The 16,843-nt window shown below is 34.6% G+C and carries 15 protein-coding genes; 5 read left to right on the top strand and 10 right to left on the bottom strand.

All coding sequences use genetic code 11. From position 1 onward, the window contains the following. Positions 1-29 precede the first annotated feature (29 nt). From hemB to ACOYLP_RS00170, 3 genes are all read left to right on the top strand, one after another. On the top strand, positions 30-1,022 hold the full coding sequence (gene hemB, locus ACOYLP_RS00180) for a porphobilinogen synthase (protein WP_422854143.1): 993 nt from the start codon (positions 30-32) through the stop codon (positions 1,020-1,022). A 47-nt stretch (positions 1,023-1,069) separates the two neighbouring features. Beyond that, complete coding sequence (locus tag ACOYLP_RS00175) at positions 1,070-1,438, top strand: c-type cytochrome (RefSeq protein ID WP_422854142.1); 369 nt, start codon at positions 1,070-1,072, stop codon at positions 1,436-1,438. 256 nt (positions 1,439-1,694) lie between these two features. After that, a complete protein-coding gene (locus ACOYLP_RS00170; protein WP_422854141.1) occupies positions 1,695-2,408 on the top strand; it encodes a 3'-5' exonuclease in 714 nt (237 codons plus the stop codon). A 36-nt stretch (positions 2,409-2,444) separates the two neighbouring features. Here ACOYLP_RS00170 and ACOYLP_RS00165 read toward each other — a convergent pair whose 3' ends face one another. Next, positions 2,445-5,390, bottom strand: coding sequence for a S8 family serine peptidase (locus ACOYLP_RS00165; RefSeq protein WP_422854140.1), 2,946 nt, complete (start codon positions 5,388-5,390; stop codon positions 2,445-2,447). A 195-nt stretch (positions 5,391-5,585) separates the two neighbouring features. On the opposite strand from ACOYLP_RS00165, the gene ACOYLP_RS00160 reads away from it, so the two are divergent. Together ACOYLP_RS00160 and ACOYLP_RS00155 are read left to right on the top strand one after the other, a co-directional pair. Continuing rightward, positions 5,586-7,025: a nucleoside recognition domain-containing protein gene (locus ACOYLP_RS00160; RefSeq protein WP_422854139.1), complete on the top strand. Its 1,440-nt coding sequence runs from the start codon at positions 5,586-5,588 to the stop codon at positions 7,023-7,025. A 19-nt stretch (positions 7,026-7,044) separates the two neighbouring features. After that, positions 7,045-7,434, top strand: a complete 390-nt coding sequence (locus ACOYLP_RS00155; protein ID WP_422854138.1) for a hypothetical protein — start codon at positions 7,045-7,047, stop codon at positions 7,432-7,434. Here ACOYLP_RS00155 and ACOYLP_RS00150 read toward each other — a convergent pair. From ACOYLP_RS00150 to ACOYLP_RS00110, 9 genes are all read right to left on the bottom strand, one after another. Beyond that, complete coding sequence (locus ACOYLP_RS00150) at positions 7,424-8,080, bottom strand: 3-oxoacid CoA-transferase subunit B (protein WP_422854137.1); 657 nt, start codon at positions 8,078-8,080, stop codon at positions 7,424-7,426. The two genes, ACOYLP_RS00155 and ACOYLP_RS00150, sit on opposite strands and share 11 nt — an antisense overlap. A gap of 34 nt (positions 8,081-8,114) precedes the next feature. After that, positions 8,115-8,468, bottom strand: coding sequence for a four helix bundle protein (locus ACOYLP_RS00145; protein WP_422854136.1), 354 nt, complete (start codon positions 8,466-8,468; stop codon positions 8,115-8,117). A gap of 26 nt (positions 8,469-8,494) precedes the next feature. Further along, the gene (locus ACOYLP_RS00140) at positions 8,495-9,199 is read right to left on the bottom strand and encodes a CoA transferase subunit A (protein WP_422854135.1); all 705 of its coding nucleotides are present in this window, start codon (positions 9,197-9,199) and stop codon (positions 8,495-8,497) included. A 16-nt stretch (positions 9,200-9,215) separates the two neighbouring features. Continuing rightward, complete coding sequence (locus ACOYLP_RS00135) at positions 9,216-11,525, bottom strand: penicillin-binding protein 1A (RefSeq protein ID WP_422854134.1); 2,310 nt, start codon at positions 11,523-11,525, stop codon at positions 9,216-9,218. Between the two features lie 4 nt (positions 11,526-11,529). Continuing rightward, positions 11,530-12,015, bottom strand: coding sequence for a gliding motility lipoprotein GldH (locus ACOYLP_RS00130; RefSeq protein WP_422854133.1), 486 nt, complete (start codon positions 12,013-12,015; stop codon positions 11,530-11,532). Next, complete coding sequence (locus ACOYLP_RS00125) at positions 11,999-13,336, bottom strand: PSP1 domain-containing protein (RefSeq protein WP_422854132.1); 1,338 nt, start codon at positions 13,334-13,336, stop codon at positions 11,999-12,001. The genes ACOYLP_RS00130 and ACOYLP_RS00125 overlap by 17 nt, the downstream gene beginning before the upstream one ends. A gap of 192 nt (positions 13,337-13,528) precedes the next feature. Next, on the bottom strand, positions 13,529-14,887 hold the full coding sequence (locus ACOYLP_RS00120; RefSeq protein ID WP_422854131.1) for a rhodanese-related sulfurtransferase: 1,359 nt from the start codon (positions 14,885-14,887) through the stop codon (positions 13,529-13,531). Between the two features lie 217 nt (positions 14,888-15,104). Then, positions 15,105-15,515 (bottom strand): BrxA/BrxB family bacilliredoxin, encoded by a 411-nt coding sequence (locus tag ACOYLP_RS00115; RefSeq protein ID WP_422854130.1) that lies wholly within the window; start codon positions 15,513-15,515, stop codon positions 15,105-15,107. Positions 15,516-15,639: 124 nt separating this feature from the next. Then, entirely contained in the window at positions 15,640-16,824 is a 1,185-nt protein-coding gene (locus tag ACOYLP_RS00110; RefSeq protein ID WP_422854129.1) for a lycopene cyclase family protein, read from the bottom strand. Between the last annotated feature and the right edge of the window lie 19 nt (positions 16,825-16,843).

The raw sequence follows: 16,843 nt of genomic DNA, 5'->3' as shown, positions 1-16,843 counted from the left end.
CAATCGTTAATCATAAATCATAAATCAATATGTTCCCACTACAAAGAGGCAGAAGATTACGAGTAAACGAAAGCATTCGTTCGATAGTCCGCGAAACAACATTAAGTCCCAGTGATTTTATGTTTCCAATGTTTATTACAGAAGGTGAAAATTATAAATCGGAAATTCCATCTATGCCAGGGATTTTTCGTCGATCAATCGATTTAACAGTGGAAGAAGTTAAAGAAGTATTTGCTCTAGGAATCCGTGCCGTAAATATCTATGTAAAAGTTGATGAAAGTCTAAAAGACAACACCGGAAAAGAAGCATGGAATCCCAACGGACTTATGCAGCAAGTCATAAAAGCAATAAAAGCCGCTTGTCCTGAAATGATTGTAATGCCCGATGTAGCTCTCGATCCATACTCGATTTATGGTCACGATGGTATTATTAATAATGGCGATGTTGCCAATGATGCTACTAATGATGCTTTAGTAAAAATGGCTGTTTCTCACGCCCAAGCGGGAGCTGATTTTGTGGCTCCTAGCGACATGATGGACGGACGTGTTTTACGACTTCGTCAAGGTTTAGACGCTGCCGGATTTTCAAATGTTGGAATCATGAGCTATTCAGCTAAATATGCTTCAGCGTTTTACGGTCCGTTTCGAGATGCTTTGGATAGTGCACCAGTAGATAATGCAGAAATCCCAAAAGACAAAAAAACTTACCAAATGGATTACGCCAACCGAATCGAAGCCATCAAAGAAGCCCTTATGGATGTTGAAGAAGGTGCCGATATGGTCATGGTAAAACCAGGAATTGCGTATCTCGACATCGTTCGCGAAGTCAAAAATGCTGTCAATGTTCCGGTTACGGTATTCCACGTTTCCGGAGAATATGCCATGATTAAAGCCGCTTCAGAAAGAGGATGGCTTGACCATGATAAAATTATGATGGAGCAATTAATGTGCATTAAAAGAGCCGGAGCAAGTTTGATTTCGACCTATTTTGCCAAAGAAGCGGCTGTTTTATTGAATATTTGATATTAAGATGAGAATGTCTTTTAGACATTCCGGGTATTATTTTTTAAATGAAAAAACTATCATTAATAATAACTTTATTTTGTCTGTTTTCCTGCAAATCCAAAGAGGATAAATCTGAAACTTCTGTAGACGAAACTTCAACAAAAATTTCAGGGCAGGAACTTTTTGAAGGCGAAGGGAATTGTATTGCCTGTCATAAATCCGATCAGAAAGTTATTGGACCAAGCTTGCAGGAGATTGCCAAAATTTACAAAGACAATAAAGCCAGTATCGTTTTATTTCTTCAGGAAAAAAGTGAACCTATCATTGACCCAAGTCAATACGAAATCATGAAAACCAATTTCGCCATCACCAAAAGTATGAGCGAAGAGGAATTGAAAGCGCTGGAAAATTACATTTTTAGCTTTTCAAAATAATTTCACTGCGAACTTTGCGAACCTCGAGGGGAAATAAATTATAAGGACTTCGCCTTTATAGAATCGCCGCTCGGAATCACCAAAATTATTGGCGATGTAAACAGGATTTCCGAAATATCTGTTTTAAACGAAGGGAAAAAATGGTTATTGGAACATGAAAATCCTTCAAAGCAGCAATCACTTTTTTAAACTTTTTCTTTCATATTTGAATTATATGAGTTAATTTTACGTCCGTAAATTCCTAAATTTAATATAAATGATAGAAAAGATAAATCTCAATAATATTCTTTTTATTGATATTGAAACGGTTCCCGAGGAGCAAAATTTCAAGGTTTTAGATGATGATATGAAGCAACTTTGGGAGCAAAAAACGCAATACCAAAGACGCGAAGAATATACTCCGGAAGATTTTTATGACCGCGCAGGAATTTGGGCTGAATTTGGAAAAATTATTTGTATTTCGGTTGGGTATTTTGTAAACAAAGGGTACATTAGAAATTTTAGAGTCACGTCCTTTTTTGGTGATGAGAAAAAGATTCTAAATGATTTTTCTAATTTGTTGGACAATCATTTTAACCAAGCGCAACATTTACTTTGTGGTCATAATGCTAAAGAATTTGATATCCCTTTTATAGCTCGTAGAATGATTATTAATCAAATAACCATTCCAAATAAGCTTAATTTATTTGGGAAAAAGCCATGGGAAATTCCACATTTGGATACTTTAGAGTTATGGAAATTTGGCGACTACAAACATTTCACCTCTTTAAAACTAATGACTAAAATTTTGGGAATTCCTTCTCCCAAAGGAGATATTGACGGAAGTCAAGTGGCACACGTTTATTATGTGGAAAAAGACATCGATAGAATTGTGACTTATTGTGAAAAAGATGTAATTGCTGTTGCTCAAATCTTTTTACGCATGCGAAGAGAAGATTTGTTAATTGAAGACGAAATTATTCATGTATAAAAAAAGCTTCCAAATTTGGAAGCTTTTTTGATTTTCTTAGTTTTTTCTCAATACTATTTTTTTAGTTACTGAGCCTAAATCATTTTCTATATTAACTAGGTAAATCCCATCTTGAAGATTTTCAATCCCAAATGAAGTATTTACTTGGTTGGTTTCTTTTGAGAGAATTTTTCTTCCTTGTATATCAAATAAATTTATAGTTGCTTTATCTGTTAATGCAGGAATACTAATATTTACAATTCCTTTAGTGGGGTTTGGATAAATACTACTATTCGTAATTGGATTTGTTCCAATTCCTAATACAGCTTCAACCCTACATAAATCAATACTAAAGTTATTAATTATTCCACCATCTTCATTATTATGATCTAAAACTTTTAAAATCCATTCACCATCAGCAGGTAAAGTATTTAAAGAAGATAAATTATCAAAAGGAATAATGGATCCGCTTATTGCTGGAATACCTGAACATGCAGCAAAACCTCCATCATCATCCATTTTACAATTAATATTTTGATTATTTCCGCATGGTATATCTAATAAAGTAATTATAGGACTTCCAATAGAAGCTGGGCCTTGAAGTGATACAGTTATGTCTCCTATCCAAGTATGAGTTATATCAACGTTTACATTAATATCTCCAATAGAATATCCACCAGTAATGGTTAATGGCACAAAAGCCGTTGAGTTTGGAGTAACATCAATAACTGCATTAGAATAATCAGTAGCAGCAAAATTTAAATCACAAACTAAACTTCCAGTAACAAATGAGAATATATTAGCATCATTTAGATTGGCAGTTCCACAATTATTTTCTGGAATTACTCTCCAATAATATCTAGTTGCTTGAGACAATCCAGATACGGTGAAATTAGTGCCATTTACTTGTTGAGTTAAAAATAAAGTAGAAAAATCAGCAAATAAAGAAACTTGAAGACGATATGTCAGAGCATTTGTTTGATTATTCCATCTTAAAATAGTTGTAGTTGATAATCCATTTTGTGCATTAGATGGACTTTGTAAAACCACAGGTTGGAAATTTCCGTTGAATACTCTTAAAGATTTATATCTAGTTTCAGTCTCAGTAGCACTTGTGCCTTTTATACCCACAAAATATTCTCCCGGGATTATATTTGATAAACCAGATACAGTCATGGTAACGATGCCATTAGCACTTAAAGAAGCTGGCGAAAAATTTGCAACTGCACCTGCAGGTAAATCAACTGCAGAAAATGCTGTCGTTCCAGTTCCTGATTGAGTGTAGTTAAAAGTATAAACAGCATTTTGATTTGAACAAACTGTTAAGTTGTCAGAATTAGAATTTAAAGCAAATGATGAAGTAATACCTGTTATTACTAAAGAATATTTTTGACTTCCAGTCACTAAAGTTCCCTTGTGTTTAATGGTTATTGTGTATTGACCAGCAGCAGGAGCATCTATTTTTATTTGTTCAACATTATCCACATTATTATCTTCAGTTCTAATAGCCGGATTGTTTGGTGAAGAAGTAAGTTTCCATGGATAATAAGTAGTGCCATTTCTGGTTATTCTTATATCTAAATCATTTACTAATGCTGGAGTTGGATTATTAGCTGTTCCACTATTAAAAATTTGTCCAGGTAAATCTGTCCATGTAATTGATGCAATCAAAGGGCTCGTTCCGTTTGAGTTTACAGTCATTGTAAAAGTTTGATTATTACTTAAACTTTCTTCAGACACCCATGAGGTTAGACCATTATTTGTAAGAGTCTCCGCTGCTTTTTTGCAATTTAACAACCCCCAACCAAATTTTGCATCTGGCCCAGTTAACCCTCCGTCATCAGCTGTATGACAAGCCACTCCTTTTAAAGTTGAAGCTCTCATAAAGTTATTGGATAGATTTTTGTAATGTTGTTGTAATAAAATTAAACTTCCTGCAACATTAGGTGAAGCCATTGAAGTTCCAGACATTGTTGTTGTAGATGTATTACTTGTATTATTTGTTGAAGTTAAGTTTTCTCCATTTCCAGTAATATCTGGTTTAATTCTTAAATCGTCGGTTGGACCTTGACTACTAAAAGAACTAATATTAATATTTGAGGGTAAAACAGTTCCGTCAGATGCAAAAACAGTAACATCTGCACAACTTGCAACAACCAAATTGTTTTTAGCGGTTTTATTACTAACTAATTTATCATATCCAATAGCAATTGGTTCAGTATTATCTGTACTTGTACCATCATTTCCGGCAGACATTACAGCAAGATAATAGGGAGCATTATAAGCAATATCATCCCATAATTGAGCTTCTCCATCATATAAACCAATATATGTAGCAGGTAATATCGTACCAGCACTATTAATAGGCACTCCATAGGAATGATTAGAAATCAACATTCCAAGTTGCGCTTCTGAAATTGCTTCAGAGTCATCATCTGTCCAATTGAATGTTCTTGCATTTGCTTGATAGGCCATTCCTTTAACTGAAGCCGGATTTGCACTTGCCACCATAGTTCCAGTTACGTGAGTTGCATGCTGAACAGTACTAGCATTGGATGGATCATCAATTACTGTTGCTCTTCCTCCAAAAGCAGTATGAGTAGTTCTTATATTTCCACCATCCCAAACTCTAACAGTCATTCCTTGTCCATTTAAGTTTAATCCAAGAGAACCACCAGTATTTAAATAATTTACTCTGGTAGATTTTGCTGCAGTGACATTGTCTGTTCTATAATAAATTGGCAAACCTTCTTGAGAAATTCTCATCAACTCAGATATACTTCCATCGTCTTTAACAGTATAGATTGGCCATTTTTTGGCCTTAGCTACTGCTATTGCTTTATCTTTTTCTTCATGTGCTTTTTTTCTATAAAAAGCTTCCATTTTACTTAGCTTTTCTAAATCATAGTTCGCAATAATTTTTTTGATATCGGCCTGTGATTGACCATAAAAGCTAAACGAAACAAATAAAAACGTCAATATTAAGTAGTAATTCTTTTTCATAAATTTTACAGATGTGAATAATTTGTAATATATAGTCAACAAATATATAAACACTAGAATAAATTTTACATTTTATTAATAAATATTCATAAAAATTTATACTTTGTTTAGCACATTTTAAAAGCAGAAAATAAAAATTGACTTTAATTTTTTAATTCAAAATCGATAAATGCTATATTTACAAAAAAACAAGGTATGGTTTTAAGTAGATTTTGGCTAGCTATTTTTGTTTCATCTATAGCCTTTGTAATAGTTAGTTTGAGTATTGGTAACAGCTATACCATTGATAATGTTTTGAATGGGAAAAAGGATGATCCAATTCTAATTTCAGAAAAATATTTGGAACAAGTCCCAAAATTTGTAATGGACAGTATCAAAAATGCACCTGAACAAACCATGATTATCGATAGAGATACACTAAACGCAGACACCACATATATTTATAAAGCAAAGACTGTTAAAATTTATTCCGGTGTTCAAAAATCCGATGGATTACTACCAACTTGCAAAAGCAGTTTAATTGATTTAATTATTCCGTTGATTGCCTATTTGGCTTTTTTCTGTGGATTGATGGAACTATTAATCATTTCTGGAGCATCCGAAAAATTGGCAAAAGTCTTAAGTCCTATTTTCGTAAAAGTCTTTCCAACGGTCCCTAAGAATCACGAATCTATTTCCTATATGACTTTAAATTTTGCAGCAAATTTTCTTGGATTAGATTCTGCAGCAACACCATTTGGGTTAAAAGCTATGCAAAGTTTACAAGAAATTAATCCCGATAAAGATAAGGCCAGCGATGCTCAAATCATGTTCATGTGTTTACATGCCTCGGGACTTACTTTGATAGCAACTTCGATAATTGGCTATCGTGCAGCTGCCAATGCTACTAATCCGGCCGATGTTATGTTGCCCTGTATTATTACATCATTCATTGGAACAATTGCTGCTTTTTTAATAGTTGGATTTAAACAAAAAATAAATTTCAAAAGTGCGTCATTAGTAATTGGCTTAATGGTTTTAATTTCCGCAATTGTGGGATTGTTGATGTATGTAAATCATTTAGATTTAATAGGTAAAAATTATTTTACTTCAAATCTTTCAGCCTTGATATTGGTTGGAATTATTGCTTTTACTTTAATCTTATCATTTATAAAAGAGAAAAAATTTATAGAGGCTAATACTACAGTTTATGAGTCATTTGTAGAAGGAGCAAATAAAGGTGTTAAAACTGGGGTAACAATTTTCCCTTATGTGATGGGAATGTTAGTGGCAATTTCTTTATTCAGAAATAGTGGTTTATTTGAAATTATTAGTGATTGGATTGCTTTTATTTTTTCTAATATGGGTGTAACCAAAGAAATTACCGATGCTTTACCAGTTGCGCTTCTTAGACCTTTTAGCTCTGCCGGATCAAGAGGTTTTTTAATAGATTCAATGAATACTTTTGGAGCTGATTCCTTAACAGGTAGGCTGAGCAGTATTTTTCAATGCAGTGCCGAAAGCACTTTTTATGTCATAGCGGTTTACTTTGGGTCAATTAATGTTAAGAACACACGATACACACTTGGAACCATGCTTTTGGTCGATTTGATTTGTGTGATTACCGCTATTTTTGTGGCAAGTTGGTTTTTTTAGAATATAAACAGAAATTCAAATGTCGTTTGCCGAATCTTTTTCCGATTTTTATAACCATGTCAAAGCTAGTTTAGCTGATGGAACCTTTGCCAAATTAACATTAGCAAAAACTATTGGCAACACCGATTTAATGAATATTTATGTTCGCCCGAATTTAGAAGCTGGGGTTTTAAAACTAGAACTTAAATATAAATTCCAGCAGGAAGAAGTAGTTGAAATTCATTCTATTGATGCGGCTCGCGACAAACTGCTTACCTATATCAATAATCCATTCCTGTCGGCAATATTGTTTACGACCGAATTTGATTTAACATATAAACTGAATAAAAAACGAGCAGTCAGCATCACTGAAAAAGTGAATACTTTTGGGAATGCTTCCGAAGTTTTGTTGGAGTATCTTAATCAATAACCATCTCCGGAATTTCTCCTTCGATAATTAAATCGGCTTCAGTTGAAGCGATAATGTGTTCTACAGAAATGCCTGGCGCGCGTTCAATTAGTTTGAAACCTCTTGGAGTTATTTCTAAAACGGCCAATTCAGTAACCACTTTCTTTACACAGCCAACTCCTGTTAACGGCAAAGTACATTTTTTCAGGATTTTACTTTCACCTGCTTTATTCACGTGCATCATGGCAACGATTATGTTTTCGGCCGAAGCTACTAAATCCATTGCACCACCCATTCCTTTGACCATTTTTCTAGGAATTTTCCAGTTAGCAATATCGCCGTTTTCGGCAACTTCCATAGCGCCAAGAATCGTTAAATCTACTTTTTGACTGCGAATCATTCCGAAACTAAAAGCGGAATCAAAAAAACTAGCTCCAGGTAAAGTTGTAATCGTTTGTTTTCCGGCATTTATAATATCGGCATCTTCTTCGCCTTCAAATGGGAATGGTCCCATTCCGAGAACGCCATTTTCACTTTGAAATTCGACAGAAATATCAGTACGTACATAATTAGCAACCAAAGTTGGAATTCCGATTCCTAAATTTACATAATAGCGGTCTTTAACTTCTTTGGCTATTCGTTTTGCGATGTCGTTTTTGTCTAACATTATTTGATGATTTGAAAATTTGATGATTTGAAAATTAAGCTTTCTTGCTAGAAGAAATAATTTTTGATAAAATCAAATTTATAGATTGTATTTCTTTATGTAATTCTTGACTTGGGTTTGGATAATATTCCGATTCCTTACATAGGGATAACCAATATTGAACTTCATCAGCTTCTTTTGCTGCGATTTTGAATTTATGAATAAAATCAGCCTTGCTTTCTGCATTTTGTGCTTCTCTTATATTAGCTCCTATTGATGTTCCGCTTCTAAAAATTTGAGATGCCATTTCGAAACGATTCATTTGTCTAATTTCTTCAGAATAAGCAATTATTTTTAGAGCAAATTCGAAACTTAGTTTTACGATTAAATTGTCTTTGTCGTTTCTCATTTTCAAATTCTCAAATTAACACATTCTCAAATTTGACGTTGTCTAACCGTTCGTTGCTCAATTCTTTTTTCAAATTTTTCTCCTTTGAAGATACGTTGTACCAATATTCCAGGAATGTGTATTTGATTTGGGTCTAGTGAACCTACTGGTAATAATTCTTCTACTTCAGCTATAGTAATTTTTCCAGCGCCGGCCATACAAGCGTTAAAGTTTCGGGCGGTTCCTTTGAAAATCAGGTTTCCGGCTTCGTCGCCTTTCCATGCTTTTACAATGGAGAAATCAGCTTTGTAGGCCAATTCCATTACGTGCATTTTTCCGTTGAATTCGCGCGTTTCTTTTCCTTCTGCAACTTCAGTTCCGTAGCCTGCAGGCGTAAAAAAGGCAGGAATTCCGGCTTGAGCAGCGCGACATTTTTCAGCTAATGTTCCTTGCGGAGTAAGTTCTACATCTAATTCTCCGGAAAGCATTTGGCGTTCAAATTCAGCGTTTTCTCCAACATAGGAAGAAATCATTTTTTTAATTTGTCTTTTTTGCAAAAGCAATCCAAGTCCAAAATCATCGACACCGGCATTGTTTGAAATGCAGGTTAATCCAGTAGTTTCTTTTTTTACTAATTCAGCAATACTGTTTTCGGGAATACCGCAAAGGCCAAAGCCTCCAAGCATTATGGTCATATTGTCTTCAATGCCTTGAAGTGCCTCTTGAACGGAATTTACTTTTTTGTTAATCATGATTTAATGGCAACTATTATAATCCAAACTCTTCTGTGTTTTGTTCTTCTTCTGGTGGAAGTGCGGTCGAGTCGGTTTCTACTTTTCTTGGTGACCAGCAATCTACTTTTATAGATAAATTATCAGGTCTTTCAAACGGATCTTTTGAAATCATTAAATCTTTATCTTCGTAACATTTTTTCATCATATAACCCCAAATTGGTAAAGCAGCTGTTGCGCCCTGACCATAGGTGATTCCTTTGAAACGCGCTGAACGATCTTCGCAACCCACCCAAACTCCGGTAACTAAATTAGGCACCATTCCGATAAACCAGCCATCAGATTGATTTTGGGATGTCCCTGTTTTTCCGGCAATCGGATTCGTAAACATATACGGATAACCTGTCCAACAGTTGTCGCCACTTCCACCGCCTTGTGTTCTTAAACGCACTCCGGAACCTTCTTCTGTAACTCCTTCGAGAAGTTTAATAACAGCATAAGCAATATCTTTATTCAAAACATCATGCGATTCAGGAACCGTTTCATAAAGTATTACGCCATTTTTATCTTCAATTCGGCTGATAAATTGTGGTTTGATGTAAACACCCTGATTAGCAAATGTGCTGTAAGCGGCGACCATATCTTCTACTGTAATTTCAACGGCACCAAGTGCAATTGATGGTTGCACAGGAATATCTGATTTTACCCCTAATTTTTTGGTTAAGGAAACTACCGCTTCGGGACCAACTTTATCCATAAGTTTTGCCGAAACAGTATTTATGGAATTGGCTAATGCTCTTTTTAAGGTCACCATTCCACGGTATTGTCGGTCCGAATTTTTAGGCTCCCAATCTTCGGTAACATTGTGTCTTCCTTTATGAATCATAAATGGGCTATCAATGATCGAATCGCAAGGAGACATTCCTAATTGTTCGATGGCTGTAGCGTAAACAAACGGTTTGAATGTTGAGCCCACTTGTCGGGCGCCTTGTCCAACGTGGTCGTATTGAAAATATTTATAATTAATTCCACCAACCCAAGCCTTAATATGACCAGTTTTTGGTTCCATTGACATTACCCCGGCTTGAAGAAAATGTTTGTAATATCTAATTGAATCTGTAGGTGTCATCAAAGTATCGATTTCGCCTTTCCATGAAAAGATTTTCATTTTTGTTTTTACACCAAAAGAGGCAATAATTTCTTCCTCTGACTTGTCATTTTCTTTCATGATACGCCAACGCTCAGATGATTTCATGGCTTTATCCATGATTCTAGTGGTTTCTTCTGGAGTAATTTTTAAAAACGGGGCGTTCTTATTATCTTTTTGTTGTGCAAAGAATTCTTTCTGTAAATTTTTCATATGTGCCTGAACCGCTTCTTCGGCATGTTCCTGTATCTTTGAATCTATAGTGGTGTAGATTTTTAAACCATCACTATAAATATCCCAATCACTTCCGTCAGGTTTTTTATTTTCTTTAGCCCAATTTTTCATGTATTCGCGTAGGAATTCTCTAAAATAAGTAGCTGTTCCCTCTTTGTGACTTTCGGGGTGAAAGTGTAAAACGATGGGTTTGCTAGCTAATTTATCTTTAGTAGCCTCATTTAAAATACCATTTCTAACCATTTGACCTAAAACCGTATTTCTTCGCAAACGTACTTTTTCTAGTCGGCGTAACGGATTATATAGAGATGGATTTTTAAGCATTCCAACAAACATTGCAGCTTCGTCTATGTTCAAATCGCGGGGTTCTTTCCCAAAATATACTTTTGAAGCTGATCGGATTCCAACAGCCGTATTCACAAAATCGGCTTTGTTCAGATACATTGCAATGATTTCATTTTTGGTATATTGACGTTCTAATTTAACCGCAATAATCCATTCTTTTACTTTTTGAATAACACGAAAAAGTTTAAATGTTGAACCTTCACCATGGAATAACAATTTGGCCAATTGCTGCGTAAGTGTACTTGCTCCGCCATCGGAACCTAATTTTAAAACGGCACCCAAAGTTCTTTTTGCATCAATTCCGGAATGTTCGTAGAAACGCTCATCTTCAGTGGCTACCAATGCTTTTACTAAATGAGGAGGCAAGTCTTCATATTTTATTGGCGTTCTGTTTTCGTTATAAAATTTCCCTATCGTTACACCATCAGAGGAAATAATTTCCGTTGCCAAATTAGATTCAGGGTTTTCTAAATCTTCAAAAGAGGGCATGCTTCCAAAAAATCCCCAAGAAGCCAAAGTGAAAAACAAAGCCATTACACCGAGACCGTAAAAGAATAACTTCCAAAATTTCTTTTGATAATATTTAATGTCTTTGACTGGAGTGTTATTTTTTTGTGCCATAATTTTATTCTGTAGATTCTATTCTAAAACCAACATCAGTAATGCCAGGAAGCGCTGTTACTCCTTCAATTTTACCAGTTTGTCTGGTTGCTTGTTGTATATGAACTTTATAAATTCCTTTTTGAGTAAAGTTTACGTTGTCTTTATAAAAAAGCTTACTTTCTTTAATATCTGAAAAGCCATCCCCAAGAAGTGTTCCGTCAGGATTAGTCATTTGGTATTCTAGTGTGTCTACTTTTACTTTTCTGTTGGGTTGTTCTAAAGAGACAATTAGAAATAAATTATTGAATGGATAATCATCATTGTCACGAATATTTACATACAAATTAAAGTTCTTTTTCGGGACCAATTTTGGCAATTCAAAAGTCACGATACTATCTTTATGCCAGGTTTTTCCAACCGATTTATATTCGTCGAATACCCTTTTTTTATCACAGGAAATAGCAAAAAGAACTATCAAAATAAAAAGGATGCTATTCTTTATTTTCATTCTTTTTTATGATTATTGGTTTTTTGTCTGCTGGTTTAGCTTCACTACGTTCGCCTGAGGCTCGGTTTTGGTTGTGTTTTTGCCCCTGATCGTGTCCTTTTTTATTTTGGTTCTGATTCTGATTTAGCTTCGCTCCATTCGGTTTTGCTCCATCAGTTCGCTGACGCTCTTGTGCCTCAAATAAAACCTTGTTTTTATTTTTATTTCTGTTTTTGTTTTTACTCTTTTTTGGTTGATCAAAGCGTGTTAGACTTTCTTGTCCCATAGCGTTGTTAAAATCTTTTTCTGGCTCGGCGACAGTTTCAATAGCAAAATCTTCTAGAGAACTAACTTTTTTGTTTTGTTTATTTTCAGCAATTATTTCTTTTACCTGCTCAATATTTAATACATGCCAATTGGCAAAATTTTCGGTATATGCAAACCACATTAAACCTTTGAAAATATCTTGTTTTTGGCAAATGGCATCGCCTTTTTCTGTTTTCAATTTGGTTTCAAAATCAGGGAACCCTTTTAAGGCGTCTAGATATGTATCTAATTCATAATTTAAACAGCATTTTAATTTACCGCATTGGCCTGCTAATTTTTGCGGATTTAAAGACAATTGTTGGTAACGTGCTGCCGACGTGTTTACGCTTCGGAAATCAGTTAACCAAGTAGAACAGCATAATTCTCTACCACAAGAACCAATGCCACCAAGGCGTGATGCTTCTTGACGCAAACCAACCTGTTTCATTTCAATTCGAGTATTGAAAACACGAGAATAATCCTTAATTAAAAGTCTAAAATCTACTCTATCACTGGCAGTATAATAAAAAATCACTTTAGAACCGTCACCCTGATATTCTACATCAGAAATTTTCATTTCCAATTTGTGAAGAATTGCTAATTCACGAGCTTTTACTTGCATAGCTGCTTCCTTATCTCGTGCACTACTCCAAATATCAATGTCTTTTTGGGAAGCTTTTCGGTATATTTTTGGAATGTCTGAGCTACTGTGATTCACGCCTTTTTTCTTCATTTGAATCTTGACCAATTCTCCAGTAAGCGTTACTATTCCGACATCGTGCCCTGGAGAAGCTTCGGTAGCTACAATATCACCAATGCTGAGTGTAAGTTTTTCGGTATTGCGAAAAAATTCTTTTCTTCCGTTTTTAAAGCGAACTTCAACACAGTCGAAAGCGGTTTCTCCGTTTGGCAGACTCATATTGGCCAACCAATCGAAAACCGTTAATTTGTTGCAGCTATCGGTGCCACAAGTCCCATTATTTTTGCATCCTTTAGGTGCGCCACCATCAGATGTTGAACAACTTTGACAAGCCATAATTTTGTATATATTGATTGTGACTGCGTCACTACTATTTATAAACCTTAAAAATGTAAAGATAGTATTTTTAAATGTTAAAATACAAAACAGAAATTATCTTCAATCAGTACGTATTCTTTGCAAATTTGGCTTCAAAAACCAATAGGCTATTGACAGAAGAAATTTTAAATTTTAGGAAGATAATTTTTTTTAGTCTAAAATCTTATACAATCTATCAGACAAACGAATACGGAAAGGCAAACTCATAGTTACTTTTTCGCCAGCTTTTGCCAAAGTATTTTCACTTCCGTTGACGAACATTTTTTCTAAAATTAAAATTTCATTTCCTGTTGTTGGTCCAGAAATTATGATTTTATCGCCAATGTTTAATTCGTTATTTTCGATGATGAAAAGCCCAACACTTGCTTTGGTATAATAGTGTTCTGCTTTGCCAAGAAGTATTTTTTTAGTTTTAATTTTTTTGCGAATATCTTCTGGTTTTTGTGCTACAGCCAATGATTTATCTGACAACTCCCCCGAATTCTTGAACGATAATTTATCTGACTTTCCTTTTCTGAAAATCATATTACCGTTTTTCACACCTCGGCGCAATTTTACTTGCTCAACCAATGGCATATGAATGATTTCTTGACATTCTGAAGAACAACAATTTTCCATGGCTGTTTTGCATTCGTCACATTGGATAAATAATAAATGACAACCTTCGTTTTCACAATTTGTATGATTATCACAAGGTTTTCCACATTGATGGCATTGCGAAACAATGTCATCAGTGATGCGTTCACCCAAACGATGATCGAAAACGAAATTTTTGCCAATGAATTTGCTTTCTATATTTTTTTCTTTAATCTGTTTGGCATAATTGATAATGCCGCCTTCCAATTGGAATACATTTTTAAAACCTTGGTGCTTAAAATAAGCAGATGCTTTTTCACAACGAATTCCGCCAGTGCAATACATTACAAGGTTTTTATCTTCTTTAAACTCTTTTAATTGTTCGTTGATTATTGGCAGACTTTCTCTAAAGGTTTCCACATCAGGTGTAATGGCGCCTTTGAAATGTCCAATTTCACTTTCGTAATGATTTCTAAAATCAACTACAATGGTGTTGGGGTCGTCTAAAATTTGGTTGAATTCCCTGGCTTTTAAGTGTACGCCAATGTTGGTTACATCAAACGTTTCGTCATTCAAACCATCGGCTACAATTTTGTCCCTAACTTTTATAGTTAGCTTCAAAAATGAATGATCATCTTGTTCCACAGCTACATTCAAGCGAATGTTTTGCATGAATTCATACACTTCTAAAGTTTCTCGAAAAGCTTCCATATTTTCTGCTGGAATTGACATTTGTGCATTAATTCCTTCTTTGGCAACATACGTTCTTCCAAGAGCATCAAGTTTGTTCCATTGGATAAATAAATCGTCGCGAAATTGTTTTGGATCTTCAATTTTGGCATACGCATAGAAAGACAAAGTAAGTCTTTGTTTGCCGGCTTGGTCAATAAGCTCGGCTCTTTCTTCTGCGCTTAAGGTGTTATACAGTTGCATGCTATAAACAGTTAAGTGAGAAATATGTTTTGATTCTAATTGGAAGAATTCCGTGCAAATTTAGTATTTAACCGCAAAGTTCGCAAAGTTTTTTCTCCGGGTTCGCAAGGAGTTAAAAGTAAACCGCAGATTCGAAGATTTAAAGTAATCTGCGAATCTGCGGTAAATTAATTCTCTGCGAACTTAGCGTAACCTTAGCGTTCTTTGCGGTTAACTTTTAACAGAATTCCGCGTAAGCGTCTCTAAGGTTTTCTGCAATCATTTCAGCAGGGCGTCCTTCAATATGGTGACGTTCAAGCATGTGAACCAATTCGCCGTTTTTAAACAATGCCATACTTGGTGATGAAGGTGGAAAAGGAAACATGTGCTGACGAGCTGCATCAACAGCTTCTTTATCAACACCGGCAAAAACAGTTACTAAGTGATCAGGTTTTTTGGCGCCGTCAAGACTCATTTTTGCTCCCGGACGGGCATTTCTTGCAGCACAACCACAAACCGAATTTACCACTAAAAGAGTTGTTCCTTCTGCTTTTATAACTTCTTCTACGTCATGTGCAGTATGTAATTCTTGGAAACCAGCTTGTGAAAGTTCTGCTTTCATTGGTAATACCATTTCTTCTGGATACATATTTTTAATTTTTTAAATATTAAATGTAAAATATTAGATATTGAAATCTGGCACAAAGATAATGAGAAATCTATTTTTAATTTTTAAAGAAATCATAAAGATATGTTATTGTTTAAAAGCTAGATTAAAACTTGAAAATTCTTTCAAACATTGCCCTTATAAAAAGCCCTTTTGGACATTTCCAGATCACTTGTAAGTCTTCACAAAGTGACGTTTCTTCATCGAGAAATTTGAAGATTAAAGTTGGATTCCCTTTTTTGAAAAGTGCTGAAAAAACTTCCGAACCTAAATCGTTTCTTCTATTCAAAACATCAAGAAAAAGCAAATCATAAAACCAGAATTTATCTTTTTTGTGAAATTTTCTAAAGTCAGTTTCGGTTTTGAGAAATTGCACCAAAGCTTTTGATTTTTTGGTAGCGTTTTTAAAAGTATAACCGGTACTTGCTTTTGTCCAGCCGCCTACAGAACCTATATTGATGATGTTTTTTGTATTATACTTCCAGAATTCATACGAAGTCATTGGAATATTTCCCTGCTCTTTTTCTCGTAATTCGTAATTCGTAATTCCAAGTTTTTCAATGTAGTTTTTGATTTCTGTTTCGTATTCTTCTTTTGGCAATAAATCTTTGGAGAACAAAGTGTATTCTATTAATGCCTCATTTTTAGAGGTTGGAAGAACATACATAAATCGGGTATTGCCTTTTTGTTCTACAGAAAAATCCATAAATGTTGCACAGTTTGGATTGAAAACCGATTCTTTGCTCTGGATAAACCAACCAATAAAATGCTGGTGTAAGAAAGGATATTTGGCTTGCAATTTTACTTTTTCAGGATTTATTACGCTTAGCTCCATATCGTTCGACTTTTGGGCTTGGGTAAAAATCGAATTAAAAACCTTGTTGCATTTGAAAGTTTCAGTATCGGTTTTAACAACACAATGATTCCCTAATTCTTCAAAATCTATAACTTTTTGATTAACAAAATGAATATTTAAATGTTTAGAAAGTTCATCAAAGATGAGCTTATAAAAGTCCAGCCCTTTCACCATTTTGTACTGATATGGCTCGAGAATTAATTCTCTTTTGAAATTTTTGTCAGCAAAAAGTGCCGTATCACATTTTTTAGAAACGACTTGTTCAAACAAGTTTTTTTCATCCCAAAAACACCAAGTTCTATCATTTGTTTTTTTTGCATTTTCATCGATAAGTAAAATGGTTTTATCTTTAAATTCCCCAGAAAGAATCATTTCATAAACAGTCATTAGCGCTGATAAACCCGAACCTGTGAAAATGTAATTGTAGTGTTTCATTTATATACGGAACGAAAAA

This window comes from Flavobacterium sp., from assembly GCF_049318325.1.
Taxonomy (GTDB): Bacteria; Bacteroidota; Bacteroidia; order Flavobacteriales; family Flavobacteriaceae; genus Flavobacterium.
Note: the sequence above shows the minus strand (reverse complement) of the source record. Positions and strands in the feature narration are given on the sequence as shown.